The organism is Paenibacillus sp. LS1 (genome assembly GCF_026013365.1).
Taxonomy (GTDB): Bacteria; Bacillota; Bacilli; order Paenibacillales; family Paenibacillaceae; genus Paenibacillus.
The window spans coordinates 52,284-73,261 of sequence record NZ_JAPDOE010000017.1 but is presented as its reverse complement, the minus strand read 5'-3'; the positions used below and the strand labels follow the sequence as shown (position 1 = coordinate 73,261).

At 47.9% G+C, this 20,978-nt stretch carries 21 protein-coding genes and 1 riboswitch; of the genes, 15 read left to right on the top strand and 6 right to left on the bottom strand.

Features of this window, described 5'->3' with window-relative positions; translation table 11 throughout:
• The first annotated feature begins 257 nt into the window (after positions 1-257).
• The 7 genes from lepB to OM416_RS29595 all read left to right on the top strand — a co-directional run bounded on the left by lepB (position 258) and on the right by OM416_RS29595 (position 6,398).
• Entirely contained in the window at positions 258-842 is a 585-nt protein-coding gene (gene lepB, locus OM416_RS29625; RefSeq protein WP_413775844.1) for a signal peptidase I, read from the top strand.
• Between the two features lie 170 nt (positions 843-1,012).
• Entirely contained in the window at positions 1,013-2,890 is a 1,878-nt protein-coding gene (queG, locus tag OM416_RS29620) for a tRNA epoxyqueuosine(34) reductase QueG (protein WP_264935522.1), read from the top strand.
• A gap of 15 nt (positions 2,891-2,905) precedes the next feature.
• Positions 2,906-3,937, top strand: coding sequence for an HD-GYP domain-containing protein (locus OM416_RS29615; RefSeq protein WP_264935520.1), 1,032 nt, complete (start codon positions 2,906-2,908; stop codon positions 3,935-3,937).
• 165 nt (positions 3,938-4,102) lie between these two features.
• Positions 4,103-4,366 (top strand): YneF family protein, encoded by a 264-nt coding sequence (locus OM416_RS29610; protein WP_062837628.1) that lies wholly within the window; start codon positions 4,103-4,105, stop codon positions 4,364-4,366.
• 97 nt (positions 4,367-4,463) lie between these two features.
• A complete protein-coding gene (folE, locus tag OM416_RS29605; protein ID WP_062837627.1) occupies positions 4,464-5,057 on the top strand; it encodes a GTP cyclohydrolase I FolE in 594 nt (197 codons plus the stop codon).
• 191 nt (positions 5,058-5,248) lie between these two features.
• Positions 5,249-6,103 (top strand): biotin/lipoate A/B protein ligase family protein, encoded by an 855-nt coding sequence (locus OM416_RS29600; RefSeq protein WP_264935517.1) that lies wholly within the window; start codon positions 5,249-5,251, stop codon positions 6,101-6,103.
• A gap of 70 nt (positions 6,104-6,173) precedes the next feature.
• On the top strand, positions 6,174-6,398 hold the full coding sequence (locus OM416_RS29595) for a hypothetical protein (protein WP_036614132.1): 225 nt from the start codon (positions 6,174-6,176) through the stop codon (positions 6,396-6,398).
• 152 nt (positions 6,399-6,550) lie between these two features.
• Here the strand turns inward: OM416_RS29595 and OM416_RS29590 are convergent, their stop codons facing one another.
• Both OM416_RS29590 and OM416_RS29585 read right to left on the bottom strand, forming a co-directional pair.
• Complete coding sequence (locus tag OM416_RS29590) at positions 6,551-7,831, bottom strand: Fe-Mn family superoxide dismutase (protein ID WP_264935511.1); 1,281 nt, start codon at positions 7,829-7,831, stop codon at positions 6,551-6,553.
• Positions 7,832-8,034: 203 nt separating this feature from the next.
• Complete coding sequence (locus tag OM416_RS29585; protein ID WP_264935509.1) at positions 8,035-9,060, bottom strand: alpha/beta hydrolase; 1,026 nt, start codon at positions 9,058-9,060, stop codon at positions 8,035-8,037.
• Between the two features lie 359 nt (positions 9,061-9,419).
• Here OM416_RS29585 and OM416_RS29580 point away from each other — a divergent pair, with 359 nt between their 5' ends.
• Positions 9,420-10,163, top strand: a complete 744-nt coding sequence (locus OM416_RS29580) for an IclR family transcriptional regulator (protein WP_062837623.1) — start codon at positions 9,420-9,422, stop codon at positions 10,161-10,163.
• Between the two features lie 149 nt (positions 10,164-10,312).
• A riboswitch (TPP riboswitch) is annotated at positions 10,313-10,426 on the top strand.
• A gap of 421 nt (positions 10,427-10,847) precedes the next feature.
• Entirely contained in the window at positions 10,848-12,632 is a 1,785-nt protein-coding gene (thiC, locus tag OM416_RS29575) for a phosphomethylpyrimidine synthase ThiC (RefSeq protein ID WP_264935560.1), read from the top strand.
• 530 nt (positions 12,633-13,162) lie between these two features.
• Here the strand turns inward: thiC and OM416_RS29570 are convergent.
• The 4 genes from OM416_RS29570 to OM416_RS29555 all read right to left on the bottom strand — a co-directional run bounded on the left by OM416_RS29570 (position 13,163) and on the right by OM416_RS29555 (position 16,504).
• Complete coding sequence (locus OM416_RS29570) at positions 13,163-13,864, bottom strand: aspartate/glutamate racemase family protein (protein ID WP_264935507.1); 702 nt, start codon at positions 13,862-13,864, stop codon at positions 13,163-13,165.
• Between the two features lie 176 nt (positions 13,865-14,040).
• A complete protein-coding gene (locus tag OM416_RS29565; protein ID WP_017690769.1) occupies positions 14,041-14,208 on the bottom strand; it encodes a hypothetical protein in 168 nt (55 codons plus the stop codon).
• 453 nt (positions 14,209-14,661) lie between these two features.
• Complete coding sequence (locus OM416_RS29560; RefSeq protein WP_264935502.1) at positions 14,662-15,480, bottom strand: zinc ribbon domain-containing protein; 819 nt, start codon at positions 15,478-15,480, stop codon at positions 14,662-14,664.
• Positions 15,481-15,553: 73 nt separating this feature from the next.
• Positions 15,554-16,504 carry a helix-turn-helix transcriptional regulator gene (locus tag OM416_RS29555; protein WP_264935500.1) on the bottom strand — a complete coding sequence of 317 codons (951 nt, stop codon included), beginning with the start codon at positions 16,502-16,504 and terminating at the stop codon, positions 15,554-15,556.
• 84 nt (positions 16,505-16,588) lie between these two features.
• On the opposite strand from OM416_RS29555, the gene OM416_RS29550 reads away from it, so the two are divergent.
• From OM416_RS29550 to OM416_RS29525, 6 genes are all read left to right on the top strand, one after another.
• A complete protein-coding gene (locus OM416_RS29550; RefSeq protein WP_264935497.1) occupies positions 16,589-17,284 on the top strand; it encodes a response regulator transcription factor in 696 nt (231 codons plus the stop codon).
• Positions 17,277-18,368, top strand: a complete 1,092-nt coding sequence (locus tag OM416_RS29545) for a sensor histidine kinase (protein ID WP_264935495.1) — start codon at positions 17,277-17,279, stop codon at positions 18,366-18,368. The genes OM416_RS29550 and OM416_RS29545 overlap by 8 nt, the downstream gene beginning before the upstream one ends.
• A 98-nt stretch (positions 18,369-18,466) precedes the next feature.
• Positions 18,467-19,330: a D-alanyl-D-alanine carboxypeptidase family protein gene (locus OM416_RS29540; protein ID WP_264935492.1), complete on the top strand. Its 864-nt coding sequence runs from the start codon at positions 18,467-18,469 to the stop codon at positions 19,328-19,330.
• A 28-nt stretch (positions 19,331-19,358) separates the two neighbouring features.
• Positions 19,359-19,919: a VanZ family protein gene (locus tag OM416_RS29535; RefSeq protein ID WP_264935490.1), complete on the top strand. Its 561-nt coding sequence runs from the start codon at positions 19,359-19,361 to the stop codon at positions 19,917-19,919.
• Positions 19,920-20,112: 193 nt separating this feature from the next.
• Positions 20,113-20,556 (top strand): hypothetical protein, encoded by a 444-nt coding sequence (locus OM416_RS29530; protein WP_264935488.1) that lies wholly within the window; start codon positions 20,113-20,115, stop codon positions 20,554-20,556.
• A 32-nt stretch (positions 20,557-20,588) separates the two neighbouring features.
• The gene (locus OM416_RS29525; protein WP_047841416.1) at positions 20,589-20,903 is read left to right on the top strand and encodes a hypothetical protein; all 315 of its coding nucleotides are present in this window, start codon (positions 20,589-20,591) and stop codon (positions 20,901-20,903) included.
• Positions 20,904-20,978 lie beyond the last annotated feature (75 nt).

Here is a 20,978-nt window from a genome sequence, read left to right as displayed (position 1 = left end):
CTATTTATATGAGCGTTTTTCACGAAATATTCCTCCTGTTTTCGCATTTTGGGAACACGCTTCGGTGTTTCTGAATTCGATTAGATCACTGCGCCTAACCCGGCTATATTCACGGTATTCAAGGTGTTGGTGCTCATAACCAATTGTTTCACTCTCCCAAATGAAGTAGACTGAAAGGGAGTATGAACACCCATTCTACACGTTTAATTCAACTAATTGATAAACGAGGTGTCCCTTTGAATTCCAATAACCTTTCAATGGAACATGTGACTTCCGAGGAACATAACGAACCGCCAAAGCCTGAACAACCGGGGAAATCCTGGGTATCCGAGCTGTGGGACTGGGTCAAAACGATAGTTGTTGCTTTTGTAATCATGATGCTGCTGAACCTGTTTGTATTCAACCTGTCGATGGTTAAGGGACAGTCCATGCAACCGACACTGGTTGAGCGAGATCGCCTTTTCGTGAACAAAATTGTATATCATCTGGGTACACCTTCCCGATCCGATGTGATTGTACTTCGTGATCCAAGTGAAGGCGTGGAGAAGAAGGATTTTCTGGTGAAACGGATCATTGGACTTCCGGGAGATACAATTGAAGTTAAGGATCACCATCTATATGTGAACGGCGAGCAGCAAGCGGAAACGTATACTGATATTGAAGTGCAAGACCCGGATTTTGGCCCAATTACACTGGAGCCGGATCATTTCTTCGTGATGGGGGATAATCGTCATGAAGGGAAAAGTAAGGATAGCCGAGTATTTGGCAGTATCACATCTGATGAAATTGTAGGCAAGGCTGAATTTATTTTCTGGCCATTCTCTGAGTTGAAGAAATTGTAAAATGATTACAGGACAACAACTTCAGAGCGCATTTTGCGTTAAAACATATAGACTCGTTCCGTTTGAATTCAAGTATGCAAGGCATATATAGAAATTAACGCCTGTCCTCTTACGTGAGGCGGGCGTTCACTATTTACGGAATAAGTGTCGGAAGAAGAGAGGAAAGAGAAATGACGAGCGTACAGACCGGGGCAGCACATGCAGCCTCCGTATGGGAAAAGTTAAAGCAGGAGATCAAGGCAGCTGGCCCCGGACTGGGCATTGATGATATCGGATTCGCTTCGGCAGAACCCTTCGTAACGCTAAAATCCATACTGGAACAGCATCGGGCGAAAGGGTACGAGTCCGGATTCGAAGAGCCTGATCTTGAGAAAAGGGTTCGTCCCGAGTTGAAGGATGGTGAGCCTGCTTCACTCATAGCGATAGCTGTGGCCTATCCATCCAAGATGGTGAATCCGCCGAAGTCGGAGCCGGGAGCCTACCGGGGGATTTTTGCCCGCTCCGCGTGGGGTCAGGATTATCATCAGGTTCTGCGTACAGCGATGGACAAGTTGGTCAATTTTATAAAGGAACGTGTACCTGAAGCCATGATCGAAAGCATGGTAGACACTGGAGCACTGGTGGATCGTGCGGTGTCCCAGCGTGCGGGGATTGGTTTTAGCGCCAAAAACTGTGCGATTATCTCACCTAAATTTGGTTCATGGATTTTCCTTGGCGAACTGGTGACCAATATTCCGTTTCAGCCGGACACCCCTGTGACCGAGGACTGTGGTGAATGTACGAAATGTATCGATGCCTGTCCAACAGGAGCATTAGTGGGTCCGGGACAGTTGAATTCACAGCGGTGTATTTCGTTTGTAACCCAGACGAAAGGGTTCGTGGATGAAGAATTTATGCTGAAAATTGGCAACCGTCTATACGGTTGTGATACGTGTCAGATTGTTTGTCCGAAGAACCGGGGCAAGAACTGGGATCACCATCCCGAGTTTCATCCCGATCCGGAGATTGTGAAACCTCTGTTGCTGCCGTTACTGGATATTGGCAACCGGGAATTCAAGGAACGTTTCGGTCAGAGTTCTGCCGCCTGGCGGGGCAAGAAGCCGATTCAACGCAACGCCGTTATTGCCCTGGGCAATTTCAAAGACAAAAGTGCTGTACCTAAACTTACAGAAGTATTAAAACGTGATCCGCGCCCCGAGTTGCGGGGAACCGCAGCCTGGGCGTTAAGCAGAATTGGAGGAGAAGACGCCATGAGAGCAATTGGGGAAGCTGCCGCTAACGAACAAGATGGGAACGTACTAAGCATGCTGCAGAAGGCCGAGGAGCGACTGAATTCGTCCGAGACCTTACCCAAACAGCCACAGGCTGGGCAAGTGAGTGAGAAGCAGCCAGAGGAACAGAAAGAGCATAATGCTTTACAGGCGTTACAGCAGGAACTGAAAATGGAAGCAGCGACCGAACCGGGGAATGAGCAGTCTGCACAGCCTGCCAAACCGGAAGCCGCAGCGTGGAAACCTTCAGCAGTTACGGGGCTTCATGGTAAGCCTGTATATTACGATGAGGTACTGACACCGATTGGTACACTCACGTTATGCGCTACCGATGAAGGACTGTGTCATATTGATTTTGGTGCCTTTCACGTACGTGAAGCTCACTTGCAACAATGGGCCCGTACCTGGATTGGCGAGTATCGATATGAGAAGAATGAAGAGAAGCTCAGCGAAACTGCAAAGCAGTTACAGCAGTATTTTGCAGGGGAGAGAAAAACGTTCGATTTGCAGCTTGATCGGCTTGGAACACCATTCCAGCTACAAGTATGGCAAGTTCTGTCCGATATATCTTATGGAGAGGCCTCATCACACCAACAGGTTGCGGAAATCATCGGCAGGCCCAAGGCTGTTCGTGCAGTTCTGGACGCCATTAGCAAGAATCCGATTCCGATTATTATTCCCTGTCACCGCATCAGCGGTAAAGACGGCACCCTGGTGGGTTATGTAGGCGGTCTGCAAACCAAGGAGCAATTGCTCGCATTGGAGCAGCAATCGTAAGAGCGGGGGACGTTCATGAAGTATGTAAACGTGGAGAGCGTGGAAGCGGGGGAGCTTCTGGGCAAGACGGTATATTCCAGTAACGGTACGGTACTGTTATCTGCCGGAGTCCAGCTCACCGTATATATGGTCAATACGCTGAAGCGTATTGGCGTGACCATGCTATACATCCAGGATGAAGCGTACAAAGACGTGGATACAGAAGACATTCTGGATGAAACCACGAAACGGGCAATAATTAACGAAATGAGTGTTACACTCGAAGCGGTTCGTTCCGGGAAGGATTGGAGTCCCAGAAAGGTCGCCCTCAGTATAGATAAGTTGCTGAACGATGTACTGAACGGGCGTGAACTGCTTGTGCAGCTCACCGATATTCGCACCAAAGACAATGCTCAGTATGTTCATGCAATGAATGTGTGTTTGTTGTCTTCGGTTATCGGTATGAATATGGGACTCAACTACAATCAACTGAAGGATCTTGCTGTGGGAGCACTGTTACATGATATTGGAAAAGTTGGGGAAGCTCCCGGCAGTAGTTCTGCCGCCAATACTTCGCTGCATCACACGTGGCGTGGATTCGAAGTGATTAAGAACAAACGGGAGTTCAGTCTGTTGGTTGCTCATACAGCGCTGCAACATCATGAACATGTGGACGGTACAGGCATGCCCAGGGGTATCAAGGGAAATGATATCCATCTGTTTGCAAGAATCGTTAGTGCGGCTAACATCTATGATAATCTCATTAATGGGTTATCGAGAGACAGTCTGTTGCCACATGAAGCTTGTGAAGAGATGATGGCGCTGTCTGGTACCAAGCTGGATCGGGACATTCTGATTGAGTTCAATAAGAGTGTATCCGTGTATCCCAATGGCACAGCTGTACGACTGTCTACCAAAGAGACAGGAGTCATTGTGCGTCAGCATCGGGGATTGCCAGGCAGACCTGTAATCAGGGTGGCGCGTGGTAGTACACGTTATTCTCTGGATGTGGTTGAAATTGATCTGGCTCAGCATACAACCGTTTTCATTGAAGCTGTCATGAGTTAGCGTGCAGGCAGTTAAACTGGAAAATCCGTTTGCTCAAGACGTGCGGAAATGCTATGATACTTTCAGGAAATCCGGTCTGTGTCAGGTTTGCAACGTGAACGTTGAACATCATGGAGTGACACGGATTATCAGGCTTTTTAGAATGCATACAGAGGTGTCTAAGAGATGGATATTGTAATACCGATTATTACATTGGTTGTTGGTCTGGTCGGGGGATTTTTCATCGGGGTGTTCTACTTGCGTAAACAACTTGAGAAAATGCAAAGCAATCCGGACATGCTTCAGAAAATGGCGAAGCAAATGGGCTACAACCTGAATGGCAAGCAAATGCAGCGTGCCCAGCAGATGATGAAGAACCAGCAGCCAGGAGCGAAAATGCCTCAGCCGCAACAACATCCTGCGCGTAAAAGTTCGGGCCGCCGAAAATAATAGCAGTGAGTGACTGCTTAAAGTGCGCGTTCAAAAAGTTGGGTCGGACTTTTTGAACAACCTCTTACAGTAGTGGTTTGAAAGGAGGCGTTCGGCAGTGGCTGGCGTTAAAGATTATATGAATTCAAAAGTATCCGACAATCGGGAGAAGATCGAGTATCATGTAGAGCAGATCCTGAAGTTGATCGGAGAAGATAGTACACGTGAAGGGCTGCTTGAAACGCCTGCACGTGTGACCCGAATGTATGAAGAAATTTTTGGTGGATATGAAGTAGACCCGCGCGATGTGCTCGGTGTCACGTTTGACGAGAATCATGAAGAACTGGTTATCGTTAAGGATATTGTCTACTACAGTCAATGTGAGCACCATATGGCGCCGTTCTTCGGCAAGGTGCACATTGGCTATGTACCAAGCGGCAAGATCGTCGGTCTGAGCAAAATGGCTCGTCTGGTCGAAGCGGTAACGCGTCGCCTGCAGGTTCAGGAGCGCATTACTTCACAGATCGCTGACATTCTGACAGAGGCCGTTGAGCCTCACGGAGTTATGGTCGTCGTGGAAGGCGAGCACTTGTGCATGTGTTCCCGCGGCGTGAAGAAACCGGGAAGCAAGACGGTAACGTCTGCTGTACGTGGTTCTTTCCGTGAGAATCCGGCACAACGTGCTGAGTTCTTGTCACTGGTGAAAGACTAAGATCAGGTATGTCCACTCGTCGGACAAGCCGGATGAGCAGCTTCCTTTGGTTTTGGAAACAGCAGTTTCTGAAGCCATTGGATGTGATATAAATAAGCCGTGTTCCCTGGGGAACCGGCTTATTTATATATGGCGTTGTCATTCCTATATACTGAATACATACGAATTCGTTAGCCGGAGGTAATGGAACGATGAGTGTACCTTCCCAATCAGATCAACCGGTTCAGCCGGAAAAGGGACCACAAGCAGATCAACATACTACATTGCGTCTGCAAATCTGGGAGACACCGCTCATGCGACAAAGCAGCAGTGTGCTTGAAGCTTTTGCATGGGAAGAAGTCATGTGTCGGCGGGTTGGAGCAGGGCATCTGCCTGTTGCACATATATGGAGACACCCAGATGCCTTTGTAGCGGGTTTGCGCGACCGCAGGTTGCCACAGGCTGTAGAAGCGATGGAACAGATCAGAAGCCAAGGTACAGCGGTCTGTGTTCGTCCTTCCGGTGGAGCGGCCGTACCCCTGAACCCAGGGGTGGTCAATGTTTCGCTGATCCTGCCTAATCCCGGACATGCCATCAATATTCATGATGATTTCCGGGAGATGGCTTCAATTATTGCCGAGTCGCTAACGCCGTGGTCGAATCAGGCGCAGACAGGCGAAGTTCAGGGTGCATTTTGCCCGGGGGATTATGATGTCAGTGTAGGTGGTCTGAAATTCTGTGGTATTGCCCAGCGCAGGCAAGCCAAGGCGTATATCATTACTGCTTTTATCATTGTGGAAGGTTTGGGAGATCATTTGGCAGCAGATGTACGTCGATTTTATCAGCATGCCGCAGGTGGGGCGAGTGATGGATATCCCGATGTTCAGCCTGGCACGATGGCAAGTCTGAAAGAATTGGTAGGTGTACCTTCTGCTGCGGCATATACTGCTGCTCTGGTTCGAACACTGCGCAATCGCTATCCGCAGGCGGAGACCAGCAGGGTGCTTAGTGTTGGATCTGAAGAAGTACGCCTGACAGCTGAGCAGATGAAGCTGCGCTACGATTAGCATTTTTTGCTAGGGCTTGGAATTGGTTAATAGAGATGATATGATGTGATTTCGGAAGGAGAGTGTTAGGATGGACACATTGAGATATACGTATTTATATGAGGTTGTATCAACAGGCGAAAAATCCGAGTTCAGCCAAATGGCAACAAGCAAGGAAGAGGCTGCTGCACTGATCGTTGCACGTATAGCTGATCTGGAGTTTACAGATGAGTCTGATATCAAGCTGGGCGATCTGATCTCCATTAGCAAACAGGTTGGCGACAACTATGTGGCGTGCGAGGGCTGTGCTTCTTAAGTGAGCATTTAGAAATAGGACAGGAAGTCTCTCAAAATACAAGCAAGTCTCTTTTTACAGGAGGCTTGCTTTTTTGTATCAACCCAAAAGAGATATCTTTCAGTCATTCGGCTGGAGATATCTCTTTTTTTCTAAACCATCTAATCCCAAGCTTAATAAGGCGGCCACAACAGCTTGCGTGCAGTTTCGTACCGCTCAGCTACAGCTGGCCAGTAGACGACATTCCACCAGTCTTCAATATACTTTTTACGTTCGTTCTGATGCTTCAGATAGTAGGCGTGTTCCCATACATCCAGTGGCAGGAGAGGAACGATGTCGGACTGGGACAGGTTCTGGTGTTTTTCCGCCTGCAAAATCTCCAAACGGTGAGCTCTCGGGCTCCAGACAAGCATCGCCCAGCCGCTGCCTTCCACTTTGTTCGCGGCTTCCGTGAATTGATTCTTAAACGCTTCATAACTGCCGAAATCGCGCTTAATCTGCTCTGCGAGCATGCCGGAAGGTTTACCGCCGCCAGCAGGGTTCATAATCGTCCAGAAGATCGTATGAAGATAGTGGCCTGCCCCGTTAAAGGCAAGTTCACGTTCCCAATGCTTTATGAGTTCAAAGTTATTCTTTTTTCGAGATTCCGCCAGCTTCTTCTCCGCTACATTTAGTCCATCCACGTAGGATTGATGGTGTTTGTCATGATGGATACGCATCGTCAGCTCATCAATATGCGGCTCCAGCGCATTGTACGCATAGGGGAGGGGCGGGAGTGTGTGCCCACCAATGGGCACTGGCTTTTCTTTGACCTGAGGTGAGGTAGAGACAGGCTGGCTCGGAGCACTTCCACTGGGTGAAGTCTGAGCTGCTGCGGATTGGATCTGAGCCGAAGCAGCGGGTGCATTTCCATTTCCCTCTGGGGAAGCGGGAGCTTCTGAGGCTTGGCGATGGACACTTCCAGACCCTGACGTATGCAACGCGTTTTCTAGAAAAATTGACGGTTCCGAATCCGTTTCTCGCAAGATGCCAGGTTGACCGAGTGTATCCAATACACCCAGAAAGTACTCCGATTCGCGGATAAAATGCAGAATGAGCACTTTGGCAAGCGGAACAGCTTGCACAGCAGTACTTTGCTCCAGAAGAACATACAGCTGTTTGATGAACTCTCTCGATTGCTGACGAGCTGCGACCACAAGTTGATCGATACAACGGATGATGTAAGGAGCGGGTGGATGGGTTGCGGGCAATAGTTGTTTTAAAATCTGATTCGCTACTCGCTCGCTGTTTGCAAAGATAGCCTCCCATTCCTCCAATACCTTGACGTATGCGGGCTCCAGATCAGGAACGAGTGCACGAATAACGAGCGTATGCTCTTTCTCCTGCTCCTTCCAGAAACGAATTTCCTCCAATATCCGCAGAGGCAGCAGGTGACCATATTCATACCAGTTCATATACGCGAGACCTCCTTCAGATGAATTCCAACATGTAAAAATAGTTCATACAGGCAAACTAATCCGACAAATGATCTATGCGTTCAGACCGTCTGTTCATGCGTCCCAAGAGTATATTCCGCGAGCCTGTTGTCCTATGAGTGCAAAAAAAAGAGCCCCTGAGGGCTCTGGAATCAACGAAAAGTTTAATGATTAAAATTTGGTTATTGTCCACTATTGGTGTTTTCCACATCGTCACTGCTTGTCTTCGTTACATGACTCAGGAAAGTTGAGACACGGCGCAGGTATTCTTTCGGATGCTCTCGGAAAATAAGTTCATGATGTGCGTCCTGGACAATCCATACGTCCGAATACAGATTAGTCTGGTTGGCAGCGAGCTGCTCTGCAATCGGGTAAGGGGCTTTCTCGTCCTCTGTACCATGGATGAAGAAGATCGGGAACGGATAGTCCTCTTTTTTCACTTCCTGATATGGAATCTGTTGCAATCCGGTACCATTCAGAACAGGGAACAACAGTTTCATGATCTCCAGTGTAGGCTGACGCGGGAGATCGATCTGGTTGTGAATGTTGTGGTACAGCGTGTCTGGCTCCAGCAGGAACGCACTGTCCAGGATCATCGCATCCACTTCCTTCGTAATCAGCCCGGTTTGTAGCGCTGTACCGGCACCCATGGAGAAGCCCCAGACAACCAGTTCCTGTGCACCGCGCTGCTTGGCAAACTGGATCGCACCCAGCAATTGCTGTGACTCAGCTTTGCCACCTGTAGCTACAGCTTTGTTCACTTGGGAGGCGAAACCATAATCGAACATCACTACGTTGAATCCGAGTTGATGGGCATAGTGGGCCAGATCATACATGGGTACCCATGTTTCTTCCCGGTTGGCACCGTAGCCGTGACTGAAGATAATCGTTTTGCTCGCGGCATTGTCAGCCGGAATATACCATCCCTGCATCGTCCGGCTGCCATCTGCTGCCGGGAACGTGATATCTTCGTACTTCATGTTCTTGGCTTGCATCGGATTGGAGAAGACCGGCGCTACCGTTGGATTGGATAATACCCATGCGATATAACCATGCAGTGCAATAAAACAAAACAGTAGAAAAAATACAACGGAGAGCAGCAACGCTACGATAATATGTTTGAACCGAATCAGCCTCGGTGATAGCGAAGAGGGCAGATCGGACACTTTTGTTTGCAGCGGGGCTTCGCTCTGGGATGTTGGATACATGAATGCCCCTCCTTTGAAGTTCAGTTGAAGATAACAACGACATGAAAAGAGAATTGCGTTTATTTCAGAGCCTGCTTCAGAGCGATATCTTAATGTAATATATCTTTATCGTATGTTCCAATATAGTCAAAGTCAATTGATTGAGGGCATTTGTTACGCAATTGTTATATAGTTCTTAAGATATATGGGTAACATTACCTTAGTGTGCAAATTACAGGGGATTAAGTCTTATAAAAAGGAAGAATTTACACGTTGGCCTGTTCTGAATTTGGCTCTTTTTGGTTTACAGATGAGACCGTTTCTCATATAATTTATGTAACCAAGTTTCATGTGATGAAACATGAGGAGGGCATTATGCCATGGAAGATCGTAAGTTAACCGTCCGGGCTGTGGAACGGGCGCTGGATATATTATTATGCTTTACCACACGCAGTGATCTGGGACTCACCGAGATTGCCAGCCAGATTGGTTTGCACAAAAGTACAGTGCATCGCCTGATGGCGACGCTGGAGGATCGAGGGTTCGTGATCCGGGATGCGGCAACGGAGAAGTACCGACTTGGCATCCGAATCTGGGAGCTGTCAGCTCATATGTCCCGCAGTGATGATCCGGCTATTCTATTGCTGCCTGCGATGGAGCGACTGAGAGATCGATTGGGGGAGACGGTAAGTCTGTATCTGCGTGATGGCAGTGAACGGATTCGGATTCAGGCGGTGCAAAGTGATCAGGCGATCCGCCGTGTCGCTCCTGTTGGCGTTAGACTCCCGTTGTCTGTGGGGGCTTCCAGCAAAGTCCTGATGGCTTTTGCCACGGACGAGGATCGTGAAGAACTGATGAATGGACCGGAATGGCCGGTGTTTATTGATCCGGCGGTGTATTTGGCGCAGATGGGAGACATCCGGGATAACGGATATGCCACAAGTTATGAGGAACGTGAGCCGGGGGCTGCCGCGGTATCGGTACCGATTATGGATCGCAGAGGCAATATTGCTGCTGCCCTCTCGGTATCGGGACCTGTCAGTCGACTTTCACAGGAGACTTTGCATGAATATGCACCTGTATTAAAGGAATCGGCTACGCAGATGGGGCTCATGTTATCCTGATGTTGATGTAAGGTTCGTCTCCAATGGAGTTTGATCTTTTGGAATATAAAGGTTGTTTTTATGTTCCGGTTGCGCTAATCTGTTATGGACGGCCCATCGGGGCCAGCTTCATTGAATATGAATTGCGGCGTGTGTATGCCGTAACTTGTTAACGTTACTGGGGGAGTCCGAATTGTCCGGACTGAGACGGAATCGCATGAGATTCCGGACCCTTTGCACCTGATCTGGATCATACCAGCGTAGGGAAGTAATCGGCGATATGACCACAAACACTACATGATGTGACCCTTGCAGTCTCCGTTAAGGAGCTGCATGAAGGTGCATTATTGGTGATGGACATTAAAAGTCGGTTCCTTCGGGGACCGGCTTTTTTATATACAGTGAACGGGCGATATCGTGTGCACCCCGCGGACTTCTTTTTCAGTAACCTGCGAAAGTGGATCAGGCTGAAGAGAGAGGTCACCATAGATCCATGATCTGTGGTAACCTCCGTTCTGTTGTTAACTGTACATGAATGATGTCTCCTCTGGTCTGGCGTAGGATCGCTCTTTCTTCTCTGCATTGCGCATGATTTGGGACAGGTACGTAACCAAGCTAATGATCATACCAACCAAACCAAGCGAACGAACACTGAGGAGGAGACAAGGGAACATGAGTACAGGAAATCAAACGGGACAACAAGCGATGGAACAGGAACATAACGGTCAGCAGGTGGAAAAGGAAACAAGCGCGGCCGGACGGGTTCAGCCCTTTCCGGGTAGCCGTAAAGTTTACATTCAGGGCTCACGGCCGGACATTGCTGTTCCGGAGCGTGAGATAGCCCTTCATGACACGAATACTCCCCAAGGGGTGGAGCATAACGAACCGCTGCGTGTCTACGATACGAGCGGCCCCATGACCGATCCCACATTTCATGCGGATATCCGCGCAGGTCTACCAGCCCTGCGCACTCGCTGGATCACAGAGCGTGGCGATGTAGAAGCTTATCAGGGACGCACGGTTAAACCGGAAGATAACGGCCAGAAGGCTGGCGGGAAGAGAGCCGGAGCTGAAGAGTACCCTGGATTACGAGGCAAACCACTGCGGGCACAGACCGGACGTTGCGTGACCCAGATGCACTATGCGAGGCAGGGAGTCATTACGGCAGAGATGGAGTTCGCCGCTATCCGTGAAGGCGTGGAACCGGAATTTGTGCGGCAGGAGCTGGCGAGTGGACGGGCCATTCTGCCATCCAACATCAATCACCCGGAGAGTGAGCCGATGTTGATCGGTCGTCATTTTCACGTGAAGATCAATGCCAATATTGGTAACTCTGCCGTATCTTCCTCCATCGAGGAAGAGGTGGAGAAGATGACCTGGGCGGTACGTTGGGGATCGGATACGGTGATGGATCTGTCCACAGGCAAAGACATTCATACCACCCGGGAATGGATCATCCGTAATTCACCTGTGCCGATTGGCACGGTACCGCTATATCAGGCGCTAGAGAAGGTGAATGGCGAAGCGGAAGCGCTGACCTGGCAATTGTACCGTGACACGCTCATTGAGCAGGCAGAGCAGGGCGTGGACTACTTTACGATTCATGCAGGCGTGCTGTTGCGTTATATCCCGATGACGGCCAAGCGGATGACAGGCATAGTGTCTCGAGGCGGGTCCATAATGGCGGCATGGTGCCTTGCGCATCATCAGGAGAATTTTTTGTACACCCATTTTGAAGAAATCTGCGAGATTATGAAAAGGTATGATGTGGCGTTTTCGCTGGGAGATGGACTTCGTCCAGGCAGTATCTACGATGCCAATGACGAAGCTCAGATGGCGGAACTGGCTACGCTCGGGGAACTGACGCAGATCGCATGGAAGCATGATGTGCAGGTGATGATCGAAGGTCCGGGGCATGTGCCGATGCATAAGATCAAGGAGAATGTGGACTTGCAGATGGAGATCTGTAAAGAAGCACCGTTCTACACACTTGGGCCGCTAACGACCGACATTGCGCCAGGATACGATCACATCACGTCCGCCATTGGGGCGGCCATGATTGGCTGGTTCGGCACGTCGATGCTCTGTTATGTTACGCCAAAAGAACATCTGGGCCTGCCCAACAAGGATGATGTGCGCGAAGGGGTTATTGCCTACAAGATCGCAGCTCATGCCGCCGATCTGGCGAAAGGCCATCCACGTGCCCAGCGCCGGGATGATGCATTGTCCAAGGCACGCTTCGAGTTCCGCTGGCGTGACCAGTTCAACCTTTCGCTGGACCCGGAACGGGCGCTGTCCTACCATGATGAGACGCTGCCGGCAGAAGGCGCCAAAGAAGCTCATTTCTGCTCCATGTGCGGACCGAAGTTCTGTAGCATGCGCATCACGCAGGACATTCGTGCCTTTGCGGCGGATAAAGGCTTGTCCGAGAATGAGGCTGTAGCAGCGGGCATGCAGGAAAAGGCAGAGGAATATCGGACACGCTCCTAAGCATCAGTACAGCGTAAGCTGGGCAGTCTGAAATCGTTTGAAAGTGAGAATGCTGCGATCTTATGGTTTTCTTCGTGTTATTGAACAGCTTCTTGATACTTTTTATCAGCATTATGGTTGAATGTATAGCAGATGTTTAATAAAATGAATGTAAGTAAACAACAATAAGAGTAGCCAGGCCAATGGCTACTCCTGCACAGCATTTGCGGTGGGTATTCCTCCGAGTGCAGCAAGTTCAGATGAAGTGACCCGTCAGGCCGTCAACCTGTGGCGGGTCACTTCTTTTTACGATCGATGTATGTCAGGAGCGCAATAATTAACATCGCGAACACGATTACGTCGTTAAAAGAGAAGTTCATAGGATCACCTCCCACTGGAGGCAAGCCTATTTCCCACCACAAATTGGCTGTACAAAGTGATTATACCATTTGAAATGCTCTTCTTCGAGAGCATTTTTATTTTGCAAAAGGAGCCAATATATTGGTTTCACATATTTTTAGTAATTGTAATATTTCACTCCAAATACCCAACTACTGTCGGGCCACGCCCAAATTCTCCTCCAAATACGTCGCAAGTGATGAGAGCGGGCTATGGATCGGAATACCGCGATCTATTGTAACCTGTGCGGCAGCGGGAGCCATAGAAAGCTGGGCTGCGATTACCCTTTTACCCGGATACTGTTCAGCAATCTGTTGTAAGCCTTCACGTACCGCTTCGAGGTACCCTTTCTGATCTCCACGCATAATCAACTCAAATGTCCCCGGGATGCACACCGCTTCGGTCTGAGATACCTTGGCGACGTGTAATTGCACAGTCTCATCCCCTTGCTCATGCTGTTGCTGTAACGCCTGATTCACCCGTACCATCGTTCCTTCAACGGTTGCCGGGTTGGTGAACACGATGATGAACTCTCCCGATACTCTCCGCATTTCCTGCAATAGCGGATCATCTATGCCAATCACCGGCACGGTGACCTGTTTGGCTTCCTGCTCCAATACTGTCGCAAACAGGGTACACGTAACCAGAATGGCATTGGCATGACACTCAGCGATCCATTGGAGCGTCTGGGCTACCTTCTCGTGAATAACGACCTCGGAAAAGTCAGCGTCATGTTTAAGACGGTCCAGACCTGGATCGACGTAATGGACCAATTCAACTTCATAAGGAGCAAGCGTCTCTTCAATTAAAGCGATGTTGGAATAATGAGCGTGAAAACAACCAATGGTGATCATGTGCTAAATCCCCTTTACAGTTCGTATATGTCATGGATCTCGTAGATATTTAACCCATTATAGAAACATGACTGAGGACTGTACAGTCGTTTATTGCTCAACGCCAATAACCGCCCTTCCGCCAAGCTGCGGAAAGACGGTTGATAACCGGACTCGAATAAGGTCAGGTGTCCATTTTATCGAAGGGAAGGAGAAGCATTCTTCTTCGCCATTTTTTGCTGTAAAATTTCATGAAAGGATAGACCTTGAGTGTTCTCATTCTCCTTTTTAGGAGCAGTGGTCGCCGTGTTGCGCGGATATTGGTGGTGGTACGGGATCATTTGCTGAATAGGCATGCGGATCATCTTGGTTCCTCCTTTGATGCATTTTTTTGAATTATGTATTTCGACTGGTTATGTTGCCAGGTGCGCATATAGGTACATATGACTTGTTAGACGAAATAGATGACTTTAGAATGTAATTCCAATTGGATTGTAGTGATTTTACCCGGTTTTAAGGAGATGTAAACGTTTTTAGGGAAATTCAGGAGGAAAGGACCTGATTTGAGAGGCTTGATATGGGAGGATCGAATTGGTTGTTATGTGAATAGTCCCAATTTTAAGGAAGTCAATGGTACCCGCATATGAGGCATATTGTCTGGTTGAATAGGTAGGCTACGTGCTAACTAACTTGGTACTATAGGCGGTTGTATCATGGGATAAACATCAAAAAAACCGCCGAGCGAACCCGGCAGCTTGCGTGATATGAAGAAGGATGTGAGGATGCTTTGACCCTGTTTGAGATGCATAGTATTGTCTTTATCTACTTTGGCGAACGGTGATATATATATCCACTTGTACACTTTCGGGATTCAAGCTGCGTTCATCATACAATTCGAAATCTCCTGTGAACGTACGATCGCTTTGTTTGTCCCATGCCCACACGGCTCCCCAAGCTTCGCCAACAACTTCTGCCATCGGTCCTTTTCTGGAAGTGAATACGGCGTAAGTCGCAGGAGGGAGCAGAATATCATTCAATCCTTCAGGTAATGTTTCATCGGAGCTGACCTCATGCCCCACTAGTATGGTGTACTCTCCGGTAATGCCATCCGTGTAATCCGCGTAACAGCCATAGCGAGCAGCTTCGGGTGCAGGGAGGTGCTCTGAGGCAAAATATTTGTTCCAGAGACCCTGAATACAGCCTTTGCCACTGATCTCAATGGCATTGGTTGTGCGGGCGGATATGCCGGCCAGACGTTTGCCTGGGAGTGTGACATAACGAACGGGCTGAGCAGATAACGATGGATTGATTGTAACCTGACCTGGTATAGCAGAAGTGGTAGAGTTTTCAGCCAGAGATTCTGCATGCTGATCCGTTGTATTCGTGCGCCAACGTTTCAAAAAAGGAAGCTGGTTACGCAGCATCGAACGAGCCGATTCTTCGTCCATGCCCTCGTCCTTCAGAATGGCAGTGCACATCTCTGTCATGCCTTCGAGTGAAATACCGGGCTGCTCGAACTTGCCCTCTTTGTAACAATAGATGCAGTATTCGCGGGTTGTGCTTCCATCTGCTTCCGTTCCGAATTGGGCAGGGGTTGTGAGTGGCATTCCGCAGCTTTGACATACAGTGACGTTCATGATTAGTTCCTCCTTGGTTATGTACAGATTGAATATATCTGAAGTATACGGGGAGGAACTGGACAGCTGTCTGTCAGGTTTGAGTTGGGAGGATATAATTTTGTACAATTTGCTCGGCGATACGGCAAATCTCATCTCGAATATGCTGGGGTTCCAATACTTCAACATCTGCGCCAAAGCCCAGAATGAACCCATATAACCAGGAATCGTCGGGAAAAGCGACCTGGCTGATATAATACCCAGTCCCATCAGGGATGACGTTCTCGATCCCAAACCATTCTTCCGCAATATGACGGACGCGAGCATGGAATTTCAAGGTTAACCCAGCCTGATTGTCTGGACGAGTCCATTCCTGCTGCCAGGGTCTGTCCTGTGGGTTAATTACTTTACGCTCGAAGCGCACATCAGCCAGTGTGACATCTTGCATGCGTACGAGTTTGAACATGCGAAATTGATTTCGCTTGTGACAAAAGGCATACAAGTAATAGGAGTGCTTCTTGAGTACGATGGTATGAGGATCGGCAGTTCGATGAGTCTGGGTACCTTCCGCACTGCAGTAGGTAAAGGTGACGGGGCGTAATTGATCCATGCCCTGCTCGATAAGCTGAAGCTTGATTTGCAGGGCTTCGGGATGCGTCCAGGTTGAATAATCGACGATGAAGCGATTGGTATTGGCCTGAAAATCATCATTCTTGGCTTCAGGCACGATACTGCTGAGTTTTTCTACCAGAAGCTCACGGGCCGCATTGGCATGAGAAGTGGATACACTGCGTAAGGCGGTGACTATGGAAGCGAGGTCTTTGTCTGTTAATACGTTTCGATCCAGGCGGTATCCCTCTGCCAGACCAATGCCACCGCTTGCCCCCTGATACGTTACCACCGGAATGCCAGCTTGGCCCAATGTGTCGATGTCCCGATAGATGGTCCGGATCGATACTTCAAACATATCTGCCAAGTCTTTGGCTTGTACCCGTCCACGATTGATTAGCAACACCACGATGGCTAATAAACGCTCCAGTTTCATATGTATGGATTCCTTTCATTGGTTTATCTGTTGGATTCAAATATGTTATATTGTTGAGCATCACACATAGGAGTGGAATAAGCAATGAAGCGAATTACGATTCTGATCGCAGACGATGAAGTTGAGATCGCTGATCTGGTTGCTTTACATTTACAAAAAGAAGGATATCACACCGTTAAGGCCTTTGATGGGAAGGCGGCGGTACAAGCCGTTCAGACCCAAGCGATAGATTTGGCGATTCTCGACATTATGATGCCTGGTATGGACGGGTATGAGGTGACCCGTAAAATTCGGGAGCAGCATCATTTACCGATCATTTTCCTGAGTGCCAAAACGTCAGATATGGACAAAATTACGGGACTCGTGATGGGTGCGGATGATTATATGACCAAACCGTTTAATCCGATGGAGCTTGTTGCCCGGGTTAATTCTCAGTTGCGTCGTTCTCTGCAATTCAGCCAGTCTGTGCCTGTTCAGCGCTCCATTCTGGAGAAGGGCGGGCTCATCATCACGCCGGATCAACATCGCGTTACACTTTACGGCAAAGCAGTGGAACTAACACCGAAGGAGTTCGACATTCTGTATCTGCTCGCGAGTCACCCCAAACAGGTGTTCAGTGCAGAAAACATTTTTGAACAGGTGTGGGGAGAAGCCTATTACGAGAGCGGGAATACCGTGATGGTCCATATTCGGACCCTGCGCAAAAAGCTGGGAGAAGATGTGAACAAGAACAAGTTTATCAAAACCATCTGGGGTGTGGGGTACACGTTTAATGACTAAACGACGAAGAAGTTTTCGTACAACCATGATTATGTTGTTAGGGTTGAGCATGCTTGCCTCGGGCGCAATCACCTATGGAGTTTACAAGCTTATGCAAGCCTATTATTCGGGTGTCCGTGCAGAAGATCAGCTCGCTGAATATCGTCATTTTATGAGAAGTATCGGAGATATCTATTTCTTCCTGATCTTATTTATCCCGCTGGCTATTCTATTTTTCTTCTGGTTTACCAAGCCCTACGCGACGTATTTCAAGGACATTTCTGCAGGGATCAGGCATTTGGCCAATGGGGACTTTCAGCATCGTGTGCAGATCTCCTCCAAGGACGAATTAGGTACGATTGCGGAGGATGTAAATCTGGCAAGTGAGAAGCTACGGGAAGCGGTGGAACGAGGGGATTTTGCTGAAAATAGTAAGGATCAGCTAGTTGTCAATTTGGCGCATGATTTGCGAACACCGCTGACGTCTGTGCTTGGATATTTGGATCTGCTCATGAAGGATGATCAGCTGACGGAGGAACAGATTAGGCACTTTACGTCAATTGCATTCACCAAATCGCAGCGTCTGGAGAAGCTGATTGATGATTTGTTTGAAATCACCCGTATGAACTATGGCATGCTGCCTATAAACAAGACACAGCTGGATCTTAGTGAGCTGCTGAAGCAGATGAACGAAGAACTCTATCCTGTATTTGAGAAGAACCAACTAGTCGCCCGATTAAAAATAGAAACTGAACTTACCATCTCCGGTGATGGCGAGTTGCTGGCTCGTGTGTTCGAGAATCTGCTGATTAACGCTGCACGGCACGGCAAGGATGGCATGTACGTGGATATTAATGGATATCGTGATGCAGAGCAGATCATCATTCAGGTGATCAATTACGGTGGACATATTCGTCAAGAAGAATTACCGCATATCTTCGATATGTATTATACCGGAGATCGTGCCCGGACTCCTCAGGAGGGTGGGACAGGACTCGGCCTGTTTATCGCTCGCAATATAGTTGAGCAGCATGACGGTACGATCTCGGCCAAGAGCGATGTGGTACGGACGTTATTCGAAGTTCGTTTGCCCATATTCCAATAAGATTCACGTCAAATTTAAGAAAAACTTTAAAATTGCCCTGCTTTTTCTTTAACTTGTGTTGTCTATCCTTGATGTATGAGGTAAAAGGAGGAACAAGCATGAAGAAGTGGGGCTTTTTGATATGTATTATTTTGATCGGATATATCGTTACGCAATCACCGGGATGGATTCAGCAGAAAAATGAGTTACCCATCGAGATTCAGAATACGCGTGAAAATCCCGCAGGTTATACGGTATCCGTCACGGGAAATATTCAGGATCAGGTACATAAGGGGAACTTGTTACTGGTTGATAAGCAATACCCCGTTCACCCCGAAGGGGTTAAATCCGATATTGTATATGTGGCACATGAGGATGATCTGCTTCGTGGCTATGGAATCATGGACCAGAAAATCAGGTTATCCCGGCAGGTGGCGCAGGAGTTTCAGAGGATGGTTGAAGCAGCAGGCGAAGAGGGAGTCCGATATTTTCTCGTCAGCAGTGGGTACAGGGACTTTGAAAAGCAGGACGAGCTTTATCGGGAAAAGGGTTCAGACTATGCACTTCCTGCGGGACACAGTGAGCACAATCTCGGATTATCCCTGGATGTCGGTTCCAGCTTGGCTGCCATGAATGAGGCACCAGAGGGTGCCTGGCTGGAGAAGAATGCATGGAAACACGGATTTATTTTGCGTTACCCGAAGGATAAAGTGCGCATCACGGGTATACAGTATGAACCATGGCATTTTCGATATGTAGGGCTGCCGCACAGTGCTGTCATGTATAAGAATAATCTGGTGCTGGAACAGTATCTGGATTTGCTAAAAGAGAAAGAGAACATTACTGTGGAGGTAGAGGGTGAGGAGTACCATATCCGCTATTATAGGGCCGCCCAAGATATGACCGTTTACATACCTGAGCAAGGCCACACTGAAATATCGGGTGATAACATGGATGGCGTCATTGTCACTGTAAAGAAATAACAGGGCAACGCAAAGGAGGCAAAACAACATGAAGCATAACAACCAGAAGAAAAGCAAAAATTATATCCTTTGGATTGCCGTGTTCATTATCTATGTATATCTACTGACGAAGCTGATTCTGTTCAAAGGAAATCCAGTCGACTTTGGCATCGTGAAGGATCGACTGATGGCGTTCTTACAACAACCGGATCTGATCCATACGCGAACCGTCAACCTGACGCCGTTTCAGGAAATCTCACGAGACTGGAACAGTCTGTCGTTACATCGTCCGGGCACCGCAATCCATCTGGTAGGCAATATACTGGCCTTTATCCCATTGGGCATCTTCATTCCTGTGTTAACGGGCAACAAATTATTCTCTGGAATAAAGGTGTTACTGTTATCTCTGCTGCTAAGTATGGGCTATGAAGTGACACAGTTAGTGACGGGTATGGGCATATTTGATGTGGATGATCTGATGCTTAATACGCTCGGCGGCTTGATGGGATATATTGTTTTCACCATGGCTATGGGTCTGAAAAAGGTGTTGGTGGGAGGAGAATCCCGCGTGACGACGAAGAAGTTAAATTCTAAGGAAAGTCATGTGTAAGAAATGGCATTGGGCATTAGAAGGAAGTTGCCCTTGAAGTAACGGAGGACACACACATACTGAAACCACCACTGCTCCCCATCATTGTGCAGACTGCACGTTACGGGGAGTTTTTTGCTGTTTCATAAGGTATCCAATTTAGGATGGGATCAGTGAACTTTGCGAGTAACATCGCCAATGAGGTAGAGTAGAGATGATGCCGTTAGTACCTATTCCTTACCAAAAAGGAGGACATACATTGTATTCATTAGCTAAAGAACTAGCAGGAACCATGAGAGCCATTATGCAAATTGAAACCGAAATTGCTGAAGCTACGAATAATCACTACGATGAAGTAGTAGTGCGTGATTTAGAACAGAAAAGAACTGATCTGATAAGAGCTTGTACACGTGATGAGTTGCTGGTGATAAAAACAGTCATGAAAGTGGGACAATCGGAGAGAGGATATCGTCATTATTTCGATTCGAATGATGTTGAGATTATTTATCTCCCTGTTGAGTTAAACGAGCATGAGTTGATGCAGAAATATTCCTATTATCTTATACATAAGACTGAACGCGAACTTGTGGATAGCATTGAGTACTATACCGCTGTGTCGGAACAACTGAGAGAAGGTATGGAGATCTTAAAACTCTAAACTGTGATCTGTAAGTTCTAGGAGGCTTGTAAATGTTAATGAAAATTGTTGTATATCACTTCGATGTGTTCTACTATTACGTTCCCAATCAATATGCAGGAAAAATTGGCGAGTGGAGAGGAGAATTTATCGATTTTTTGCAGAGTCTAGAGTATAAGCACCCATTCACCCTGTATATCGAGTCTATTGATCATGAGGGAAATACGGAATATGCTCACTTTATTCGTAGTTACGGGGCGGATGATTTTGTGGACTGGATCAACGTGGAGAAATTAAATTGCAGAGGTGTATATCGTATTCCTGAACCACCTGATGATTCAGAAGTTGGATTAAATTTTGAGTTTTAAGTGATAAGAACCTACTCATAATTAAATTGATGATGCATATCGACAGTTAAATAAAAAGCTCCCTGCTACGTGCTG

Bases quoted from the DNA above. Each gene is read 5' to 3' on its own strand.
- OM416_RS29610 (WP_062837628.1), top strand. From the start codon at position 4,103: ATGGATATTGTAATACCGATTATTACATTGGTTGTTGGTCTGGTCGGG.
- queG (WP_264935522.1), top strand. From the start codon at position 1,013: ATGACGAGCGTACAGACCGGGGCAGCACATGCAGCCTCCGTATGGGAA.
- OM416_RS29585 (WP_264935509.1), bottom strand. From the start codon at position 9,060: ATGTATCCAACATCCCAGAGCGAAGCCCCGCTGCAAACAAAAGTGTCC.
- OM416_RS29555 (WP_264935500.1), bottom strand. From the start codon at position 16,504: ATGAAACTGGAGCGTTTATTAGCCATCGTGGTGTTGCTAATCAATCGT.
- thiC (WP_264935560.1), top strand. From the start codon at position 10,848: ATGGAACAGGAACATAACGGTCAGCAGGTGGAAAAGGAAACAAGCGCG.
- OM416_RS29540 (WP_264935492.1), top strand. From the start codon at position 18,467: ATGAAGAAGTGGGGCTTTTTGATATGTATTATTTTGATCGGATATATC.
- OM416_RS29525 (WP_047841416.1), top strand. From the start codon at position 20,589: ATGTTAATGAAAATTGTTGTATATCACTTCGATGTGTTCTACTATTAC.
- OM416_RS29580 (WP_062837623.1), top strand. From the start codon at position 9,420: ATGGAAGATCGTAAGTTAACCGTCCGGGCTGTGGAACGGGCGCTGGAT.
- lepB (WP_413775844.1), top strand. From the start codon at position 258: ATGGAACATGTGACTTCCGAGGAACATAACGAACCGCCAAAGCCTGAA.
- OM416_RS29560 (WP_264935502.1), bottom strand. From the start codon at position 15,480: ATGAACGTCACTGTATGTCAAAGCTGCGGAATGCCACTCACAACCCCT.
- OM416_RS29595 (WP_036614132.1), top strand. From the start codon at position 6,174: ATGGACACATTGAGATATACGTATTTATATGAGGTTGTATCAACAGGC.
- OM416_RS29565 (WP_017690769.1), bottom strand. From the start codon at position 14,208: ATGATCCGCATGCCTATTCAGCAAATGATCCCGTACCACCACCAATAT.
- OM416_RS29615 (WP_264935520.1), top strand. From the start codon at position 2,906: ATGAAGTATGTAAACGTGGAGAGCGTGGAAGCGGGGGAGCTTCTGGGC.
- OM416_RS29590 (WP_264935511.1), bottom strand. From the start codon at position 7,831: ATGAACTGGTATGAATATGGTCACCTGCTGCCTCTGCGGATATTGGAG.
- OM416_RS29535 (WP_264935490.1), top strand. From the start codon at position 19,359: ATGAAGCATAACAACCAGAAGAAAAGCAAAAATTATATCCTTTGGATT.
- OM416_RS29570 (WP_264935507.1), bottom strand. From the start codon at position 13,864: ATGATCACCATTGGTTGTTTTCACGCTCATTATTCCAACATCGCTTTA.
- OM416_RS29530 (WP_264935488.1), top strand. From the start codon at position 20,113: ATGATGCCGTTAGTACCTATTCCTTACCAAAAAGGAGGACATACATTG.
- OM416_RS29545 (WP_264935495.1), top strand. From the start codon at position 17,277: ATGACTAAACGACGAAGAAGTTTTCGTACAACCATGATTATGTTGTTA.
- OM416_RS29600 (WP_264935517.1), top strand. From the start codon at position 5,249: ATGAGTGTACCTTCCCAATCAGATCAACCGGTTCAGCCGGAAAAGGGA.
- OM416_RS29550 (WP_264935497.1), top strand. From the start codon at position 16,589: ATGAAGCGAATTACGATTCTGATCGCAGACGATGAAGTTGAGATCGCT.